Annotated in this window: 12 protein-coding genes; 8 read left to right on the forward strand and 4 right to left on the reverse strand. The window is 62.8% G+C overall.

Features of this window, described 5'->3' with window-relative positions; genetic code table 11:
• Positions 1–124: 124 nt before the first annotated feature.
• From MPN20_RS10090 to MPN20_RS10105, 4 genes are read right to left on the reverse strand one after another with little or no spacing between them, the layout of a single operon-like run.
• Positions 125–2641 carry a virulence factor MviN gene (locus MPN20_RS10090; RefSeq protein ID WP_242781699.1) on the reverse strand — a complete coding sequence of 839 codons (2517 nt, stop codon included), beginning with the start codon at positions 2639–2641 and terminating at the stop codon, positions 125–127.
• A gap of 25 nt (positions 2642–2666) precedes the next feature.
• A complete protein-coding gene (gene murJ / locus MPN20_RS10095) occupies positions 2667–4280 on the reverse strand; it encodes a murein biosynthesis integral membrane protein MurJ (protein WP_242781701.1) in 1614 nt (537 codons plus the stop codon).
• A gap of 3 nt (positions 4281–4283) precedes the next feature.
• Positions 4284–6647 carry a DUF6049 family protein gene (locus tag MPN20_RS10100; protein ID WP_242781703.1) on the reverse strand — a complete coding sequence of 788 codons (2364 nt, stop codon included), beginning with the start codon at positions 6645–6647 and terminating at the stop codon, positions 4284–4286.
• Between the two features lie 14 nt (positions 6648–6661).
• Positions 6662–7150 carry an NUDIX hydrolase gene (locus MPN20_RS10105; protein WP_242781705.1) on the reverse strand — a complete coding sequence of 163 codons (489 nt, stop codon included), beginning with the start codon at positions 7148–7150 and terminating at the stop codon, positions 6662–6664.
• A 154-nt stretch (positions 7151–7304) separates the two neighbouring features.
• On the opposite strand from MPN20_RS10105, the gene MPN20_RS10110 reads away from it, so the two are divergent.
• The 8 genes from MPN20_RS10110 (at position 7305) to rplI (ending at position 16928) form a co-directional block, all read left to right on the forward strand.
• A complete protein-coding gene (locus tag MPN20_RS10110) occupies positions 7305–8807 on the forward strand; it encodes a CCA tRNA nucleotidyltransferase (RefSeq protein ID WP_242781707.1) in 1503 nt (500 codons plus the stop codon).
• Between the two features lie 241 nt (positions 8808–9048).
• Positions 9049–10755, forward strand: coding sequence for an AMP-binding protein (locus MPN20_RS10115; RefSeq protein WP_278189817.1), 1707 nt, complete (start codon positions 9049–9051; stop codon positions 10753–10755).
• 421 nt (positions 10756–11176) lie between these two features.
• Positions 11177–13567 (forward strand): transglycosylase domain-containing protein, encoded by a 2391-nt coding sequence (locus tag MPN20_RS10120; RefSeq protein ID WP_242781713.1) that lies wholly within the window; start codon positions 11177–11179, stop codon positions 13565–13567.
• A gap of 66 nt (positions 13568–13633) precedes the next feature.
• Positions 13634–15076: a hypothetical protein gene (locus tag MPN20_RS10125; RefSeq protein ID WP_242781714.1), complete on the forward strand. Its 1443-nt coding sequence runs from the start codon at positions 13634–13636 to the stop codon at positions 15074–15076.
• 137 nt (positions 15077–15213) lie between these two features.
• Complete coding sequence (rpsF, locus tag MPN20_RS10130) at positions 15214–15504, forward strand: 30S ribosomal protein S6 (RefSeq protein ID WP_242781715.1); 291 nt, start codon at positions 15214–15216, stop codon at positions 15502–15504.
• 32 nt (positions 15505–15536) lie between these two features.
• A complete protein-coding gene (locus MPN20_RS10135) occupies positions 15537–16178 on the forward strand; it encodes a single-stranded DNA-binding protein (RefSeq protein ID WP_242781716.1) in 642 nt (213 codons plus the stop codon).
• A 36-nt stretch (positions 16179–16214) separates the two neighbouring features.
• On the forward strand, positions 16215–16454 hold the full coding sequence (gene rpsR / locus MPN20_RS10140; RefSeq protein WP_101572272.1) for a 30S ribosomal protein S18: 240 nt from the start codon (positions 16215–16217) through the stop codon (positions 16452–16454).
• A gap of 15 nt (positions 16455–16469) precedes the next feature.
• Positions 16470–16928 (forward strand): 50S ribosomal protein L9, encoded by a 459-nt coding sequence (rplI, locus tag MPN20_RS10145; protein WP_242781718.1) that lies wholly within the window; start codon positions 16470–16472, stop codon positions 16926–16928.
• Positions 16929–17090: the final 162 nt, after the last annotated feature.

Raw genomic sequence — 17090 nt, forward strand, 5'->3', positions numbered from 1 at the left:
ATCGCCGAGGCAGCTGTTCGTATCCGCGTCCGCACGGTTATGTTCGGAGCAGTGTGAGCCGCTCAGTCAGGTGCGCCGACATCTGTCCCCGCTGGTGGGCACGAATCTCCAGTGGTGCTGCTGACTACTTGAACTCGACGGTGTTGATGACTGCGCGGTAGCCGCCCTCGCCGGCTGGAAGCTCGGTGATCCAGAGGATAAGGGAGTCCGTGTCGACGTCGTCATCGAGTTTGACCGTGGTGCTGTCCTCACCGTCGAACTCTCCTTCGCCGACCTTCTTCGAGTCCTCCGGATCCGTTCCATCTCTGATTTCGAAGGTGCCGCCCGAATTCGACGAAGTCACCTTGACCTCTTTGACAGTGGTCTTGTCCTTGAGTTCGAAGGCCAATCCGACACCTGACTTCAGATTGCCGAACTTCGCCGAGTTGTAGCGGTCGGTCTTCCAGGAACCCTTCGTCCCGGGGATGACGTCTTCGGCCGAGCTGTCATTCTCCTCGTTGTCGCCTTCGGGATCCAGCGCATGGACAGAATCGATCTTCGGCGGATCGGCTTTGGGCTCGTCCTTCTTGTCCTTGTCCCCGTCCTGAGAAGAATCAGCAGGAGCCGAGGACTCAACGACCTTGTCGGACTCGTCGCCACCGGAGTTGATATTGGCGACGACGATGCCGATGACCACTGCAGCAACGACGACCAGCGCGAGCACGAGCAGAGCGAAGGGTTTGCGGGAGTTCCTGACATCGTCTTTCGAACGGTCACCACCGTTGCCGTTGCCAGAACCGCCGCCGGCTCCTGAACCGGCATTGCCAGCTGAGCCGCCGCTACCCGCTGATCCGCTGGCAATGGCTCCTGCGCCGACTGCGGCCCTAGAAGGAGCAGTGTTCTCTGCAGCCCCCGACCCGCTGCCTGCAGTGCGTGCTTTGGCTGAGCGGTTCTTCTTCGACGTACCTGAGCCGCCGGTTGCCGATTCCGATGGCGTCGACCCTGCGTTCGACGCGCCGGCAGCAGCCACACCGGCTCCTGCTGCAGCCGCTCCGCCGGCAGCGGCAACAGCGGCACCGGTAGCAGCCGCACCGGAGCCTGCCGACGATGATTGCGAGTCGTCGGCGGTGTCGGGTGAGAGTCGTCGGACCTGTTTGGGCGGTGAGGAAGAGTGCGCCTCCTGGCGTTTGACGGCCGAGGATGCTTCGAGTGCCGCAAGACGACGTCGGGCTTCTTCTTCCTTCGCCCTGGCGATGCGACGTTCACGTTCGTATTCACGCAGCTGATGTTCGCGCTGCTGCTCGTTGGTCTCGAACATTCCGCCGAGGAACCACGAACCATCGTCCTCGTCGTCCATGATGACGCGAGTGTCGTTGTCGTCGTCCGCATCGTCGGCGATGTTCTCGGGGACGATCTCGATCGCCTGTGTGTCCGGATCAGAATCCTGCGCATCGCGATCCATGATCGGAGTTGTGAGATTCTGGTCGTATTCGTGATCGGCGTACCCGGAGTACTCCGAGTAGGTCTGCTCGGGCTCCCATTCGGCCCACTCGTTCTCCTGCGCTGCGGTGTCGAGCTGGTCCTTGCCGATCGGGAAGGATGATGCCTCGCGCATCTGCATCCGATCCGCGTACTGACCGGTGGTCTTGCCCCCGACGCCCGCAGCCAAGCCGCGAGTTCCCGGACGAGTGATGCCGATGCGCACGAGAGCGGCTTTGACCTGATCCTCGCTGGCAGTCGTCGACCCATCCGCGCCGATCGTCGTGGCGCGCGGAGTCGGCAGACGAGTGGCTTCTTCGAAGCTGCGCGGCGACTGCTCGAAGAGTGCATCATTGCCCGGCACGGGTGCTCGGTTGACGTAGCGCAGCAGCTCGGCATCCCACTCGCCGACGAAGCCGAGGACTTCGGCGACGGACCCCGGTCCGGGGTCGCTTCCCGTCAGGACTCCGCTGACGAAGTCATCGAGCCCGTTGGGGATCTCAGGATTGAGCGATTTGGCGCGGGCGATGCGGGAGTTCTCACGCTCGGCGGCCGGAATCCCGTTGAATGCCTCGTCAGCGGGCCAGTAGCCGGTCATCGCGGCATAGAACAGGCGGACCAGGTCCAGGGCATCCTGGCGCGAGGCTTTCGTCGGTGTGTAGTCCTCGGGCTCGATGACTCCCGTGCCGAGGGCGAGAGCGGCGTCGATGCCGATGCCTGAGACGAGCACACTGCCCTTGGATGTGATGCCGACCGTGTTCGGGCGCAGGAACATATGGAACAGTCCGCGCCGGGCAGCGGTGACGAGGACCGTGCCGATCTCCCCGATGAGGGCACGAGCCGCATCGATGGGCATCGGGGTCTTGGGCAGGATCTGACCGAGTGAAGTGACAGCGATGCGCTTGGACACGATGTAGTCGAGCCCGTTCGAATGACCGACGTCGAGAGTCGGAGCAATGCGATGATCGCCGAGGATGGAGACGCGTCGCGCTGCCTCGAGCACGTCCGTAGATCCATCGGCATCAGCGACGTGGATGAGAACGGGTTCATCGAGGATGGCGTCGAGAGCCGTGCACACAGCACCCGCTTGAGGATTGTCCTCGAGCCACCGACGGTCGACCGTTGATACGACGTAACGACCGGCAACAACCATGCCGGGTTCGATATCGATCAGGGGGACCACCTCCAGAGGGGCTTCAGTGCGCAGGCTACTTTCTTAGTTTTCCAGCAACGACGCCAATAATCGAATGCAACTCTCTGACTTTCAGCAAATAACATACTCCGAGGAAGACGAGAAGCATGAGAGTGCCGACCCCGGCGGTGGAGACGAATGCCTGCCACCGGCCGGACAAGGCGAAGTCAGGGAAGAAGAAGAGAAGCCCGTAGCCGGCCAATCCGGCAATCAACGCTGCTACGAAGAACTTGGCATGAGCACCCAGGATCTCGCGGAGGTCGATTCCGCCCAGCCGTTTGGACAGCAGCCAGAACGACAGAATCATCGCGAACAGATAGCCCAGGCTCATCGTCAGACCGATGATGGCGACCGTGACCGATTTCGGGAAGATCGAGGCTGAAAGCACAGCCAGGGACTGGAAGATCACCTGTGGGAGCTGGATCAGGAACGGTGTCTTCGCATCCTCATAGGCGTAGAACACCCTCTGTGCCAGGTAGTTCGCGCTGAAGGGAATGAGGCCGAAGACCATGGTGATGATGACGAGTCCCACGGCCATGGCCTGCTCGCGGTCGTCTCCGGCGATGATCATCGCCACGGGCGAGGCGAGGACGACGAGAGCTGCGACCGCGAAGGAATTGATGAAGCCGACCATGCGCACGCCCATGGAGAAGTCGCCGACGACTGCTTTGGTGTCGTTGTTCGCAGCATCCCTGCTCAAGGAGGTGAAGAGCGCCGTGGCCAGCGACACCGCGATGAGCGAGTGCGGGAGCATGAACACCAGGTAGCCGTTCGTATAGGCGGCGTTCGAAGCATTGCCCTCGCCGGGAACCGACGCTCCTGCGGCGACGCGGGAGATGATGAGGAATCCGATCTGGCCGATGAGCATTGCTGCGAACGTCCAGAACGCCACCTTGCCGGCGGTGCCGAGGCCGACCCCACGGAAGCCGAACGTCGGCTTGTACTTGAATCCGATGCGTTTGAGCGGCCAGATGAGGATAAGAGCCTGGGCTGCGACACCCAATGTGGCCGATCCGCCGATGAGGGCGATCTTGTCCGGAGTCCAGGTGCTCAGATGATGCGGGGAGGCATCGTTCGTGCCGAAGACCAAGATGAAGACGAGGAGTCCCGCGATGGCGACGACGTTGTTGAGCACCGGCGCCCACATGTAGGGACCGAACGAGGACTTCGCATTGAGCACTTGCCCCAGCAACGTGTAGAGGCCGTAGAAGAACAGCTGCGGCAGGCACCAGAAGGCGAAGGCTGTGGCCAGGGCCATCTGATCCGGCCCCCACCCTGAGGAGTAGAGCCACACGAGGACCGGCGCGGCGATCGTGGCAATGATGCTGACCACCGCGAGGATCATGAATGCCAGGGTCAGCAGCCGGTTCGTGAAGTCCTGACCGCCGTCCTTGCGCTTCGTGGCCCGCACAAGCTGTGGGACGAGCACGGCGTTGACCACACCGCCTGCCAACAGCATATACAGGGTGTTGGGCACCTTGTTCGCAACATCGAAGGCGTCGGCCTGGACCGCAGTGATTCCGATCGCGGTCGCCAGCAGAGAGGCCTTGACCAGGCCCAGAATGCGCGAGGTCAGCGTGCCCGCGGTCATGATCGCTGAGGATTTGGCCAGCGCAGAGAAATTGGCCACGCTCTACCTCTTTTCCGGTTCGTCGTTCTTGGCGCGGGCCATCGCATCGGCCAGCTGCTGTTCGGGGATCTTTCGGCGTCCCCGCGAGATCGTCTTGATCAAGCCGATCACGAATACGGCCGCCAGTGCCAATCCGACCACTGCTGTGCCGATGTTCTCCCAGTCGGCCCGGACCCGCACGAGCAGTGATTCGTTCTTCGGCAGGACCACGTCATCGGCAGTGACCATTTCGATCGTGGTCGGCACATCGGCATTGGCCAGGCCCTCGACGGGAACGTCGACGCGCATGGTCTCCTGCGGCGGGACCTTGACGGTGTCCGTCGTCTGAGCCCGCAGCTGCGGAGTCTGCGGTTTCATCCGGATCTTCAGGGCCGCCTCGGCGGAGGAGTCATTGACGATTGTGACTGGGATCGTCGTCTTCTCCCCGGTCACGAGGAGCACGGACGATCCCTTCTCGAGGTAGAGGCTGTTCATCGCCTTCTCACTGGCAGCGCGGGCCTCCCGCGCGCACCGGTCGGCGCTGCCTCCCAGGGTCCATGCCGCCGAGGTGCAGCTGAGCAGCTCCCGGTCCATCCGGGTGTCCGCACCGTCCGGATCGGTGAAGACGCTGTTGAACCTGCTCTGCCTGGCGCGGGTCTGCGCCAGGCTCTGCAGGGCGCTCGTGCCGATCTGGTCGGCGTCGGTCGTCTGCTGCAGGAGTCCGCGGGGGACGACGTCGGAGTCGAGGAGCTCGTCGATTCCGGCAGGTTCGATCCATGGGGCGTCGGAGAGGGCATCGATCGTGGCCTGCCAATTCGCCGAGGCGGCTGTGCGCGGCAGGGGCACGAGCAGGTGGCGCGCCCGGTAGGGAGCCTGGGATTCGATGGCGGCCGTCGACGCGACGAGTTCGGAGATCTTCGCTGCCGGATGGCTGCTGGCAATGACCCCGGCGCTCTGGTCCGCCAGTGCCGAGTCGGTGGTCAGGGTCTCGATCGAGGTCTTCGCATCGGCCGTGATTCGCGTCTTCGAATGCGCACTGTCGCGGATTCCCGACAGCGAGGGCTGCTGGGTGTCGTCGACGATGACAGTCTTGTCGCCGGCCTTCGCGAAGTCGTCGAGCTGACTGCGCTGGACGGTGCCGGCGAGGGGCCAGGCGATGTCGGTGTTCGCCTTCGGCAGGACCTCCTTGACGAGCTTCTTCTGGTCCTGTGCGAACGTTCCCAGATCGTTCAGCGGACCGCCGGTCAGCGAGGCCTGGTCCGGATCGGCGAAGGGCAGGGCGATGACGGTGTGGGTCTTCGCCTTGTCGAGGAAGTCGTGATACCAGTCATCGAGGCGCTTGCGCTGAGCTTCGTCGGCCTTCTTCTCCTCGGCGCTCTGCCCGTCGGCGCTTCCCTGCCCGTCGGCCTCGGAGTCGTCGGCGGGGGCCGGGGTGGCAGAGTTCGTGGCGTTCGGGGTGGGTTCCTCGGTCTTCGCGGAGTCCCCGCCGGTGTCCGAAACGGGTTCGGCCACTGCAGATTCGAACGATGCGATGATTCTCGGATCGAGGGCGATGCCGACGTCTGAGTTGTCGAGGACGTGTGAGATCGTCGCCAGCGAACCGCCCTCGGCGATCGCTTTGTCGAGTTCGTCGGCACCGACGAGTCCGTCGCTGGTGTGGCCCGGCAGGGTCACAGGCGCGAGGATGCTGATCTTCGTCGAATCGAACTTCGGGCTCGGATACCACGTGGAGAAGGCAACGCCCGAAGCAAGCAGGCCCGAAGCATTCCCAAGCTGGACGCTCAGACCACGTGGGCCCCAGGCCGAGACCGGTGAGGATTTCTGCAGGCCAAGCTTCTCGGCGGGTACGGAGATGGTGAATTCGGAGGAGGATCCCGGGGTGATCTTCTTGTCGAAGGTGGCATCCACCGAGGTGGCCGGCTTCGTCTTCCCACCCGAATCCTTAGCCGCCTTCTTGGCCTTCTTTCGGGCGTCGGGTCCGTTGTCGTTGAGGTCGGCGATCGTGCGGTGCTGCGACTGGTCGTTCGTCCAGTCTTGGATCTGACGGTCGGAGTCGAGTTTGTTCGTCGACATTACGAGGGCCAGATCCGGATTCGAAATCGCCTGATCCGTTGAGTTCGTGATCAGCCCGCGGACCTTGAGTGTGCCCTTCTCGTCGACCCAGGGAGTCACCTCGTCGAGGGTGATCGAGACTCCGGACGAGTTCTGGGCAGGACTGTCGGTGGCCCCGCCCGATGGCGTGGTCGCGACGGAGTTCGCGGTGGAGGTCCCAGCCGTTGATGTGCCGGCGGTCGCGGCTGACGCGGCTGACGAGCCCATGAGCGGGAATGCGAAGACAGACCCTGCGAGCAGAAGGGCAGTGCTCAGCAGGGCGAGGAGGAAACGCATTCGACTAATGGGTTTCACTGCTCCAATCGGGAGACCATCGGGCGGGCGGCGGCAACGATTCGTCGTTCATTGGCGAACGAGAGCCGGGATCGCAGATCGTTGAAGGGGATCCACGCGGCATCGATCGCTTCCTGGTCAGGATCATTATCCACGGTCAGGATTCCCGACTGCGCCTGCAACAGGAAATGGTGGACGAGTTTGTGGACCCGGATGCCCGTCACCGTGAACCAGTAGTCGACGGTGCCGAGAGGGCAGATGATCTGCCCCAGGATCCCGGTCTCCTCTTCGACCTCACGGCGAGCCGCCTCGGCGGGGGTCTCCTCACCCTCGAGATGACCTTTGGGCAGGCACCATTCGAGCCGGCCCGCACGATTGATCCGCGCGATCACGGCCACGCTCAGGTCCCGGCGTGAGAAGTCGACGACGATGCCCCCGGCGGAGATCTCCTCCACCGTGGTGCGACGGGACGCTCTGGGTCCCGGCTTGGGCATCGGTGTGGTCATTCTCCTACCTTAGTAGGCGATTCTTGGAAGTTTCGTCTGACGCGCTCCCGGTAGGCTGGACCACGCCCGTTCTGTCGGTGCCGAACTCGATGGCACTCCTTGGGACGGTTACGCACCATGAGACGAACGACGCAGCACGAGAAGAAGGAGCTCCGTGGACCCGCAGACCGCGCACGCCCGCCTGCATGACAAGCTCGATGAGCTCGACTTCATCCTCGGACCGCTGGGACGGCGCTTCTCGGAGGCGGGATTCGAACTCGCGCTCGTCGGCGGCTCCGTGCGCGACGCCCTGCTCGGGCGGCCGATGCCCGACCTCGACTTCACCACGGACGCCAGGCCAGACGACATCCTTCGCCTCATCGCCGACTGGGTGGACACCCACTGGGACATCGGCCGCGAATTCGGCACGATCGGTGCCATCAAGTCCGGTGTCCAGATCGAGATCACCACGTACCGAGCCGAAGCCTATGAGGCCGACTCCCGGAAACCTGCTGTGAGATTCGGCACCGACCTCCACGCGGACCTGGTTCGCCGCGACTTCACGATCGGTGCGATGGCGATCCGGCTGCCGTCGAAGACCTTCGTGGATCCGCATGACGGGTTCACCGACCTCATCGAAGGTGTCATCCGCACCCCGGGCGCGGCCGCTGACTCGTTCTCCGACGATCCCCTGCGCATGATGCGCGCGGCTCGGTTCACCTCGCAATTGGGCCTCGACCCCGTCGCCGAGGTGGAATCTGCGATGCGCGATATGGCCGATCGCATCACGATCATCTCCGCCGAACGCATCCAGGTGGAGCTCGTCAAACTCATGACCGGGATCGACCCGGCCGCGGGCATCGATCTGCTGGTGCGTACAGATATCGCCGATCACGTCCTGCCCGAAGTCGCGGGCCTGCGCCTCGAGACCGACGAACACCACCGGCACAAGGACGTCTATCAGCATTCCCTGACCGTGCTGCGTCAGGCCGTGGAGCTCGAGGAGCACTACATCGCCAAACAGCGCGAGGCCGAGCTGAGCACGGACGATCCGACGTTCCTGCGAGCTCCGGACTTCGTCGTCCGGTTCGCGGCCCTGATGCACGATGTGGGCAAGCCGGCGACTCGCCGGTTCCTGTCCGGCGGTGCTGTGACCTTCTACCACCATGACGCCGTCGGCGCGAAGCTGACGGCGAAGCGGATGAGAGCCCTGCGGTTCGACAAGGACACGACCAAAGCAGTGGGTCGCCTCGTCGAGCTCCACCTGCGCTTCTACGGCTACGGCGATGCGGGGTGGACCGACTCCGCGGTGCGCCGCTACGTCACCGATGCGGGTCCGCTGCTCACGCGCCTTCACATTCTGACCCGGGCCGATGTCACCACCCGGAACAAGAAGAAGGCCGATCGCCTCGCGTTCGCCTATGACGATCTCGAGGAGCGGATCGAGAAACTCAATGAGCAGGAGGAGCTCGCATCGATTCGCCCGGACCTCGACGGTCGGCAGATCATGGAGATCCTCGACATCAAACCCTCGCCGCTGGTCGGCAAGGCCTACAAACATCTGCTCGAAATGCGCATGGAGCATGGGCCTCTGGGACCGGATCGCGCCGAAGAGCTCCTGCGGCAGTGGTGGGCGGAAAATGCGCCGGATGACAGCTCGACGGACGGCCACGCTTAGCCGGGATCGTCGGCTCTGCCCCGGCGCTGAGCGAGGGGCACTGCTGAGAGATGGGCATTTCTGAACTGAAGCCACGGTGACACGGCGAGGTCCTGTCATCCTGCTGTCCTCGGTCGTCACATCATCAGGCAGGCCGACCCCGCCTGTTGTATGAGGTGGCACAACTGGTAACTTCAGACTCGCGTATGTTTGTGCTCGTCGTCACATGTTGTGACGCCGGCGATGATGTGAGGAGATCATGATGACCGTGACCGAAGAGTTCCGTGCCGCCAGAGACAGACTGATCGAGCTGCGCAGCGATCACGAGGCCGCCGGCAAGGGTTTCGAGTGGCCCAGGTTCGACCATTTCAACTTCGGCCTCGACTGGTTCGACAAGGTTGCTGAGGGCAACGACAAGCCAGCCCTGTGGATCGTCGAACAGGACGGCACCGAGGGCAAGTGGAGTTATTCCGAGCTATCTCGCCGCTCGAACCAGGTAGCCAACTTCCTCCGCCGGTCCGGAGTCAAGCGCGGCGACCACGTCATGGTCATGCTCAACAACCAGGTCGAGCTGTGGGAGACCATGCTCGCCGGCATCAAACTCGGTGCGGTCCTTCTGCCTACGACCACCCAGCTCGGCGCCATCGATCTCAACGACCGCGTCGATCGCGGCAAGGCCGAATTCGTCATCGCCGGTGCCGAGGACGCGGCGAAGTTCGACGACGTCGACGCCGAAGTGGTGCGTATCGTCGTCGGCGGCGACGCTGCCCGTCAGCAGGACTACGCCTACGCCGATGCCGCCGACGAAGACACCTCCTTCGACCCCCAGGGCAAATCGCGCGCCGATGACCTGCTCCTCCTCTACTTCACCTCCGGCACGACGTCGAAGGCGAAGATGGTCGCCCACTCGCACGTGTCCTATCCCGTCGGCCACCTGTCCACGATGTACTGGATGGGCCTGACGCCCGGCGACATCCACCTCAACGTAGCCTCGCCAGGATGGGCCAAGCACGCCTGGTCGAACATCTTCACCCCATGGATCGCCGAAGCCTGCGTCTTCCTCTACAACTACTCGCGCTTCGACGCGAATGCGCTCATGGAGACCATGGACCGGGTCGGAGTGACGAGCTTCTGCGCCCCGCCGACTGTGTGGCGCATGCTCATCCAGGCCGATCTGAGCCACCTCAAGACGCCGCCGAAGATCGCCTTGGGCGCCGGCGAACCGCTCAACCCCGAGGTCATCGACCGGGTCAAGCATGAGTGGGACGTGCTCATCCGCGACGGTTACGGTCAGACGGAGACGACCTTGCAGGTCGGCAATGCGCCCGATCAGGAGCTCAAGTACGGATCCATGGGGAAGGTGCTGCCCGGCTACGACGTCGTCCTCATCGACCCGGCGACCGGCGAGGAAGGCGACGAGGGCGAGATCTGCCTGCGCTTGGATCCGCGACCGTTGGGACTGACCAGCGGGTACTGGTCCAACGAGGAGAAGACCGCCGAGGCGTTTGAAGGCGGCGTTTATCACACTGGTGACGTGGCCGAACGCGACGAGAACGGCTACATCACCTATGTCGGCCGCGCCGATGACGTGTTCAAGGCCAGTGACTATCGTCTGTCGCCCTTCGAGCTCGAGAGTGTGCTCATCGAGCACGATGCCGTCGCCGAGGCGGCTGTGGTCCCCTCGCCGGACCCTGTCCGTCTCGCGGTGCCCAAGGCCTACGTCGTCGTCGGCAACGGCTACGAAGCTAACGCCGATACCGCCCGTGACATCCTCGCCTACTGCCGTGAGCATCTTGCGCCGTACAAGCGGATCCGCAGGCTTGAGTTCTCCGAACTGCCGAAGACCATCTCGGGGAAGATCCGCCGAGTCGAACTCCGTGCCCGTGAGGATCAGCTGCATCCGTTCAGCGGTGAGCCGGAGGTCCAGGGAACGGAGTACGCGGACACGGACTTCGACCTCAAAGGCTGAACCGCACGGTTCTCGGCCGGACCGGACAGGTCCGTGAAACCACTTTCCTCGGCAAGTTCGTGCCGAAGATGGGTTGTGCGGAGATCGATGTCCGGCCGGGGACTACGTCGGCGGCTGCGTTTCAGCTGCCGTGGGTGTGTTTAGGAAGAGTGAGGCGCTGGGTCTGAGCAAGGCGCCGAGTGTGAGCAATTCCGCACTGGCAATGAATGAAACTCGCATTCAAGGGCATACTGCCTGGTCAGAATGCGTATTTGCGGCTACTCGGGGGTGCTTCCGGGTAACTAATTGCACAGCCGGTTGCCGGATTCAGCAGTTTTTCACTGTGTTCCAAAGATTGCGTGCGACACTGAAGCTCACGTGTGACCTTATCGAACCTCGTCGCCACGCAATGCGGCAGGCTAACTGACCTGGAGGACCTTGGGTGGCTAAGGGACAAGAACAAGCCAAGACCAGAGGCAAGAAGACCAAGAACATTCTCAACTACCCGCGTGCCGGGGTGAGCGGGTGGACCCGCTTCCTTCCCAGCATCCGGATCCTGGTTGTCGGCGGTCTCAGCATCATCATCGCACTCTGTGTGCTCTTCGCCGTCGGCTACGCAGCCACCGACATCCCGGAGCCCAACCTTGAGGCCACAGGTCAGACGTCGACCGCGTACTACAACGACGGTAAGACTCCGATCGGTCAGTACAAGGTCGAGGACCGCAAATCGGTGCCGATCGACGAGATTTCGCAGCCGATGCGCAAAGCAGCCATCGCCGCCGAGGACACCTCGTTCTACGAGAACCGCGGCATTTCGATGAAGGGCCTGTCCCGCGCAGTCGTCGGCGTTGTCACGAACAAGTACGCGGGTGGCGGTTCGACGATCACCCAGCAGTACGTGAAGAACTTCTACCTCACCAATGAGCACTCCTTGGATCGCAAGGTCAAGGAGATGTTCATCTCGCTCAAGATCGATCAGCAGGAGAGCAAGGACACGATCCTTGCGAACTACCTCAACACGATTTATCTGGGTCGCCGGTCGTACGGCATCGAGGTCGCCAGTCAGAACTACTTCGACAAGCCGGCCAAGGACCTCAACGTCAGTGAGTCTGCTCTGCTGGCCGCGATGATCCAGCGCCCCGGAGTCGCCGATCCGGCCGAGAATCCCGAGGCCTACCAGGATCGCTTCGACTACGTCGTGAAGTCGATGACCGATGAGGGCTTCATCACCGAGGAGCAGGCCGCGAAGATCAAGATGCCCAAGGTGGAGAAAGCGAGTTCGGAGGAATCCCTCAGCGGCCAGAAGGGCTACATGTGGGATTATGTCCGCCGTGAGGCCCTGCGCAAACTCGATATCGACGAGGCTCAGCTCGACCGCGGTGGGTACAACATCGTCACGACCTTCGACAAGGATCGGATGAAGGAGGCCGAGAAGGCCATCAAGGACCTTCCGTCGAACCAGCCCAAGGGCCTGCAGGCAGGTCTGGTCTCGATCGATCCGAAGACCGGTGGCATCCAGGCCTTCTACGGCGGCAAGAACTATCTGGATCAGGCGTTCAACGCTTCAACTCAGGGACACGCTCAGGCGGGTTCGACGTTCAAGCCCTTCGCGCTCGTGGCAGGTCTGGAGAACGGCGTTCGCCTGACTGACACGTACCCAGGCGGCACAACAACATTCAACTACCCTGGGGTGGCGCCGTTCCAGGTACACAACTTCGGCAATTCGAACTACGGTCCGGTGACTCTGCTCAAGGCGACGCAGTCATCGATCAATACCGCATATCAGGCTCTGAACCTCCAAGTGGGACCGAAAAAGACCGTAGACGTCGCACAGCGTGCCGGGTTGAGCGGAAACTGCACCCCCAAGCAGATGAAGACCGGCGACACCGGCAACTGCACCATTGAACTCACGCCCAACCCAGGCAATGTGCTTGGTACGGCCAGCGTCAAGGTCATCGACATGGCGAATGCCTACTCGACTTTCGCTTCGAACGGCGTCAAGCACGATGCCCACGCGATCGACACGATCACTCAGGGCGAAGACGACGAAGAGGTCTACAAATCCAAGACCAAGGGCAAGCGCGTCTTCGACAAGGCAGTAGCCGCGGAGACGACCTACGCCCTCAGCCAGGTCGTCAACGGTGGTTCGGGCAGCTACGCCCAAGGCTTGGGCCGCCCGGCCGCCGGCAAAACTGGTACCACCAGCAGCAACAGAGCCGCATGGTTCTCGGGCTACACCCCGAACCTCGCCACTTCGGTGGTCCTCTACCGTGAGGTCGATGGCAAGTCCATCCCGATCGGACCGTACGGTGGGCGTGGAGAAGTCACCGGCGGTTCCTTCCCGATCCAGGTCTGGACCGCATACATGAAGGCGGCCCTGGAGGGTGAGAAGGTCGAGCAGTTCCCGGCCCGTGGAACACTGCCCGACAAGCCGAAGCCGAAGAACACGAATGCCCCGGCAGTGCCGAAGCCGAAGCCGAAGGCACCTAGCAGCAATAACGGCAGCGACGGCAGCGACTCGAAGAAGAAGGCTCCGATCGACGAGCCGAGCAAGAAGCCGACCGAGAAGCCGAAGGACGAGAAGGACAAGGACAAGAACGCCGACTCGAAGTCCGACGGTTCAAAGGACGGGAGCAAGGACTCGAAGTCCGACGGGTCGAAGGACGGCAGCAAGGACGGCTCGAAGGACTCGAAGAGCGATGGCTCGAAGGACTCCAACGGCTCGGGATCTAAGAATAAGGACGGCAGTGGGGGCAGCAGCGACGGTGGGATTCCACCAATCGAACCGCCAAAGCCGCCAGAGCCGCCAGAGCCGCCAAAGCCTACTAATTGAGAAGGCGACTGACTCGCTTGGTATTTCATTGTGAGCGCGCGTTTTTGTGACCGGTAACCTCTAGTCATGCCTTCGAAGCCCAGTACCCGGATCGCCGAGCCTCTGCTCGGCGGTCCGGATGGCATTCACCTCGCTGCTGCAGGCGCGCGGTTCCGACGTGGACAGGCGTACATCCTGGCCGGACTGCTCGGCGTGACCACATTCCTCGCGCTCGCGTTGCAAGGGCCGTGCATGAGCTCGGGATATGAGCAGCCGTCCGCCTCGGCGAGGATGTGCGCCGGGCCGCTGTCCACGGCGTTCCTCGGCGACGTCAACCCCGAGGTCTCCGGTCGCTCCATCGGGGGCATGGCGGGACTTTCCGTCCTCGACGCCCGCTTCGTCAATCTGCTGCGGCTCGTGACCGACGACGTGTCGGTCTTCATGGCGATCGTCCTCATCGTCAACGTCATCGCGATCGCCGCACTCGGCGTCGCCCTGCTCGTTCTCGCCCGTCAACGCGCGTGGTTGGCCGCGGCGTTCGCCTCGCCCCTCATCCTGTTCACCCTCGGCTCCACTCTGGACCCCGTGGCATTGGCCCTGAGTGTGTGGGCCATGGTGATCTTCGTCGGCTCCTCTCCCATCACTTCGCGACCATGGCTGTCAGGAGTCCTCCTCGGTATCGCCGCCTTCATCAATCCGCTCGCACTCCTTGTACTCCTGGCACTCAGCCTGACCGGACCGCACCCGGCCGGACGACTCCGACCGCGCAATCCCCAGATGATGATCGCAACCGCCACGGTCACCTCGGCGCTCATCCTCGTCATCGACGGCACAGCCATCGACCGCATCGTGCACTGGATCTCCGACGCCGTCGACGGCGGATCATTCGCCTCGATCCTCGTCATGGCACAACTCGGCACCGCCGAGGTGTGGGCACCGGTCTGGATCATCGGCAGCGCGGGCGTCGTGGCAGCCGTCGCTATCTCGCTCTACATGGTCCGCCGAAACGGCCTCGACCCGGCCGTCGCCGCCTGCCTGCTCATCGGCGGCTGCCTTCTCCTGGCGCCGGGCATGATGCCGTGGGACACTCTCTGGATCCTGCCGTTCTTCGTCGTGACCGTGCGTCGGTGGTGGATCCTCATCGGGTGGGCGTTGGCCGAAACCGCCTTCGCGATCGCCATCCACTTCGGCGACGTCGCCGGTATCGAATCGGACAAGGGATTGGAGCCGACCATGGTCGCTCTCATCACCCTCCTCCGCCTGCTCGTGCTGGTCGCCGTCGTCATCTGTGCCGGTGAGAACCTCTACCGCCGACAGGTCCGCGGTGTCCTCGCAAAGGATCAGCCGCCTCGGCGAGATTCGGAATCGGTACCGGCATCGAACGATCGGCTGCTGATCAGTCAGCAGGAATCTCAGCCCCGCGACCAAGCCGCGCCGGGAGACGACGATCGGTTCGTCGGCGGCCAGGAGCTACCTCGGCGAGAGTCGGGCGTCTCCGATGGTGGGCAAGGGCACGGGAATCCGACATGACAGCAGACGTGCACGTCGCCTAGACTAGTGAGGTCTGTTCCCATTTCACAGCAATCGTGGGGGACGGAACAGGCATGCATATACCCTCCTGCCATGGAACGACCATGGCCGTGAAGACCAAAGGAGGTGGGTGACACATGCGTCATTACGAGCTCATGCTCATTCTTGACAACGAAATCGATGAGCGGACGTTGGCCGACCATGTGGACAACTTGATCAAGGTTGTCCCGGCTGAAAACGGAACCGTCGACAATGTGGACATCTGGGGACGCAGGCGCTTCGCCTACGACATCCAGAAGAAGTCCGAGGGCTACTACGTCGTGGTTGATTTCCACGCAGAGCCTGCAACGACCAAGGAACTCGATCGTCAGCTCGGACTCAACGAGTCCGTTCTGCGCACCAAGATCCTCCGCCCGGACGCAAAGTAAGCGTCTAGCTACCTCGCTTCAAGGAGCATTCAATGGCAGGCGAAACAGTCATCACGGTTGTCGGGAACCTGACAAGTGATCCCGAACTGCGCTTCACACCCAACGGTGCTGCAGTCGCAAACTTCACCGTGGCCTCGACGCCGCGTATGTTCGACCGTCAGTCCAACGAGTTCAAGGACGGGGAAACCCTGTTCCTGCGCTGCTCGGTGTGGCGTGAGATGGGCGAGAACGTAGCCGAATCGCTGCAGCGGGGTACACGGGTCGTCGTTCAGGGCCGACTCAAATCACGGTCCTTCGAAACCAAAGAGGGCGAGAAGCGCACAGTCATGGAACTGGATGTCGACGAAGTCGGCCCCAGCCTGCGACGCGCCACCGCTCAGGTGACGAAGAACGAACGCAGCGGCGGCGGATTCTCCGGCGGCGGTAACTTCGGCGGACAGCAGCAGGGCGGAGGCTCCCAGCAGGGCGGCTTCGGTCAGCAGCAGTCCTCCGGTTGGGGCAACAACCCGCAGCAGGGCAACCCGAATCAGGGTGGCTCGCAGCAGGGTGGTCAGCGCCAGGGCGGTTACGGCCAGGGGAACAACGCACCCGCGAACGATCCGTGGGCATCATCGAGTCCACAGAACGACGGCGGCGGCTGGGGCAACCCGGGTGCCGACGAACCACCGTTCTAAACACGTTCAAGACATTTCGTAAATCAGGAGATACTCATGGCAAAGCCAGAGATCCGGAAGCCTATCAAGAAGAAGGCGAATCCGCTCAAGAAGGGCGAAGCGGCGAAGATCCACTACAAGGACACCGCTACGCTCCGCAAGTTCATTTCTGACCGCGGCAAGATCCGTGCACGTCGCGTCACCGGTGTGACCGTGCAGGAACAGCGCATCATCGCAAAGGCCGTCAAGAACGCCCGCGAGATGGCACTTCTGCCCTACTCGAGCACTGCTCGCTGATCGGAGGGAAAGAACATGCCAAACCGCAAAGTGATTCTGAACCAGGAAGTTGATGGACTGGGAGCCGCCGGCGACATCGTCGAGGTTCGCGCCGGATACGCACGTAACCTGCTCCTGCCTCGTGGCTGGGCAACCGCTTGGTCCGCAGGCGCAGAAAAGCACGTCGCTGCTGTCCGCAAGGCCCGTCAGGCCAAGCAGATCGCAGACCACGACGAAGCAGTCCAGGTCAAGGCACAGCTCGAGTCGAGCACTGCTCGCATCGAGCTCAAGTCGGGCAAGAACGGCCGCCTCTTCGGCGCCGTCACCCCGGCCCTCGTCGCCGAGGCCCTGCAGACAGCAACCGGCCACGATTTCGATCGTCGCCAGATTGCTCTGACCGGTCACGTCAAGACCTCCGGCAGCTACACCGCTGTCGTGCGCGTCAACGACTCGATCACCGCGAACGCCAAGTTCGAGGTCATCGGAAAGGCCTGATCACTCAGGTCTGACCAAATCAGATTCGACCAACGGGTCTGACTATCTGATGTGACTTTCCGGCGGCTTGTCATTGGGGCCTAGCCACAGTTCTGCACAGTTCTGTGGCATGGGCACTGGCGGCCGGTCGTCGAGAGTACAGCTAGAGCGTCGAGGGGACAC

This window comes from Brevibacterium sp. ZH18 (assembly GCF_022748595.1).
GTDB lineage: Bacteria > Actinomycetota > Actinomycetes > Actinomycetales > Brevibacteriaceae > Brevibacterium.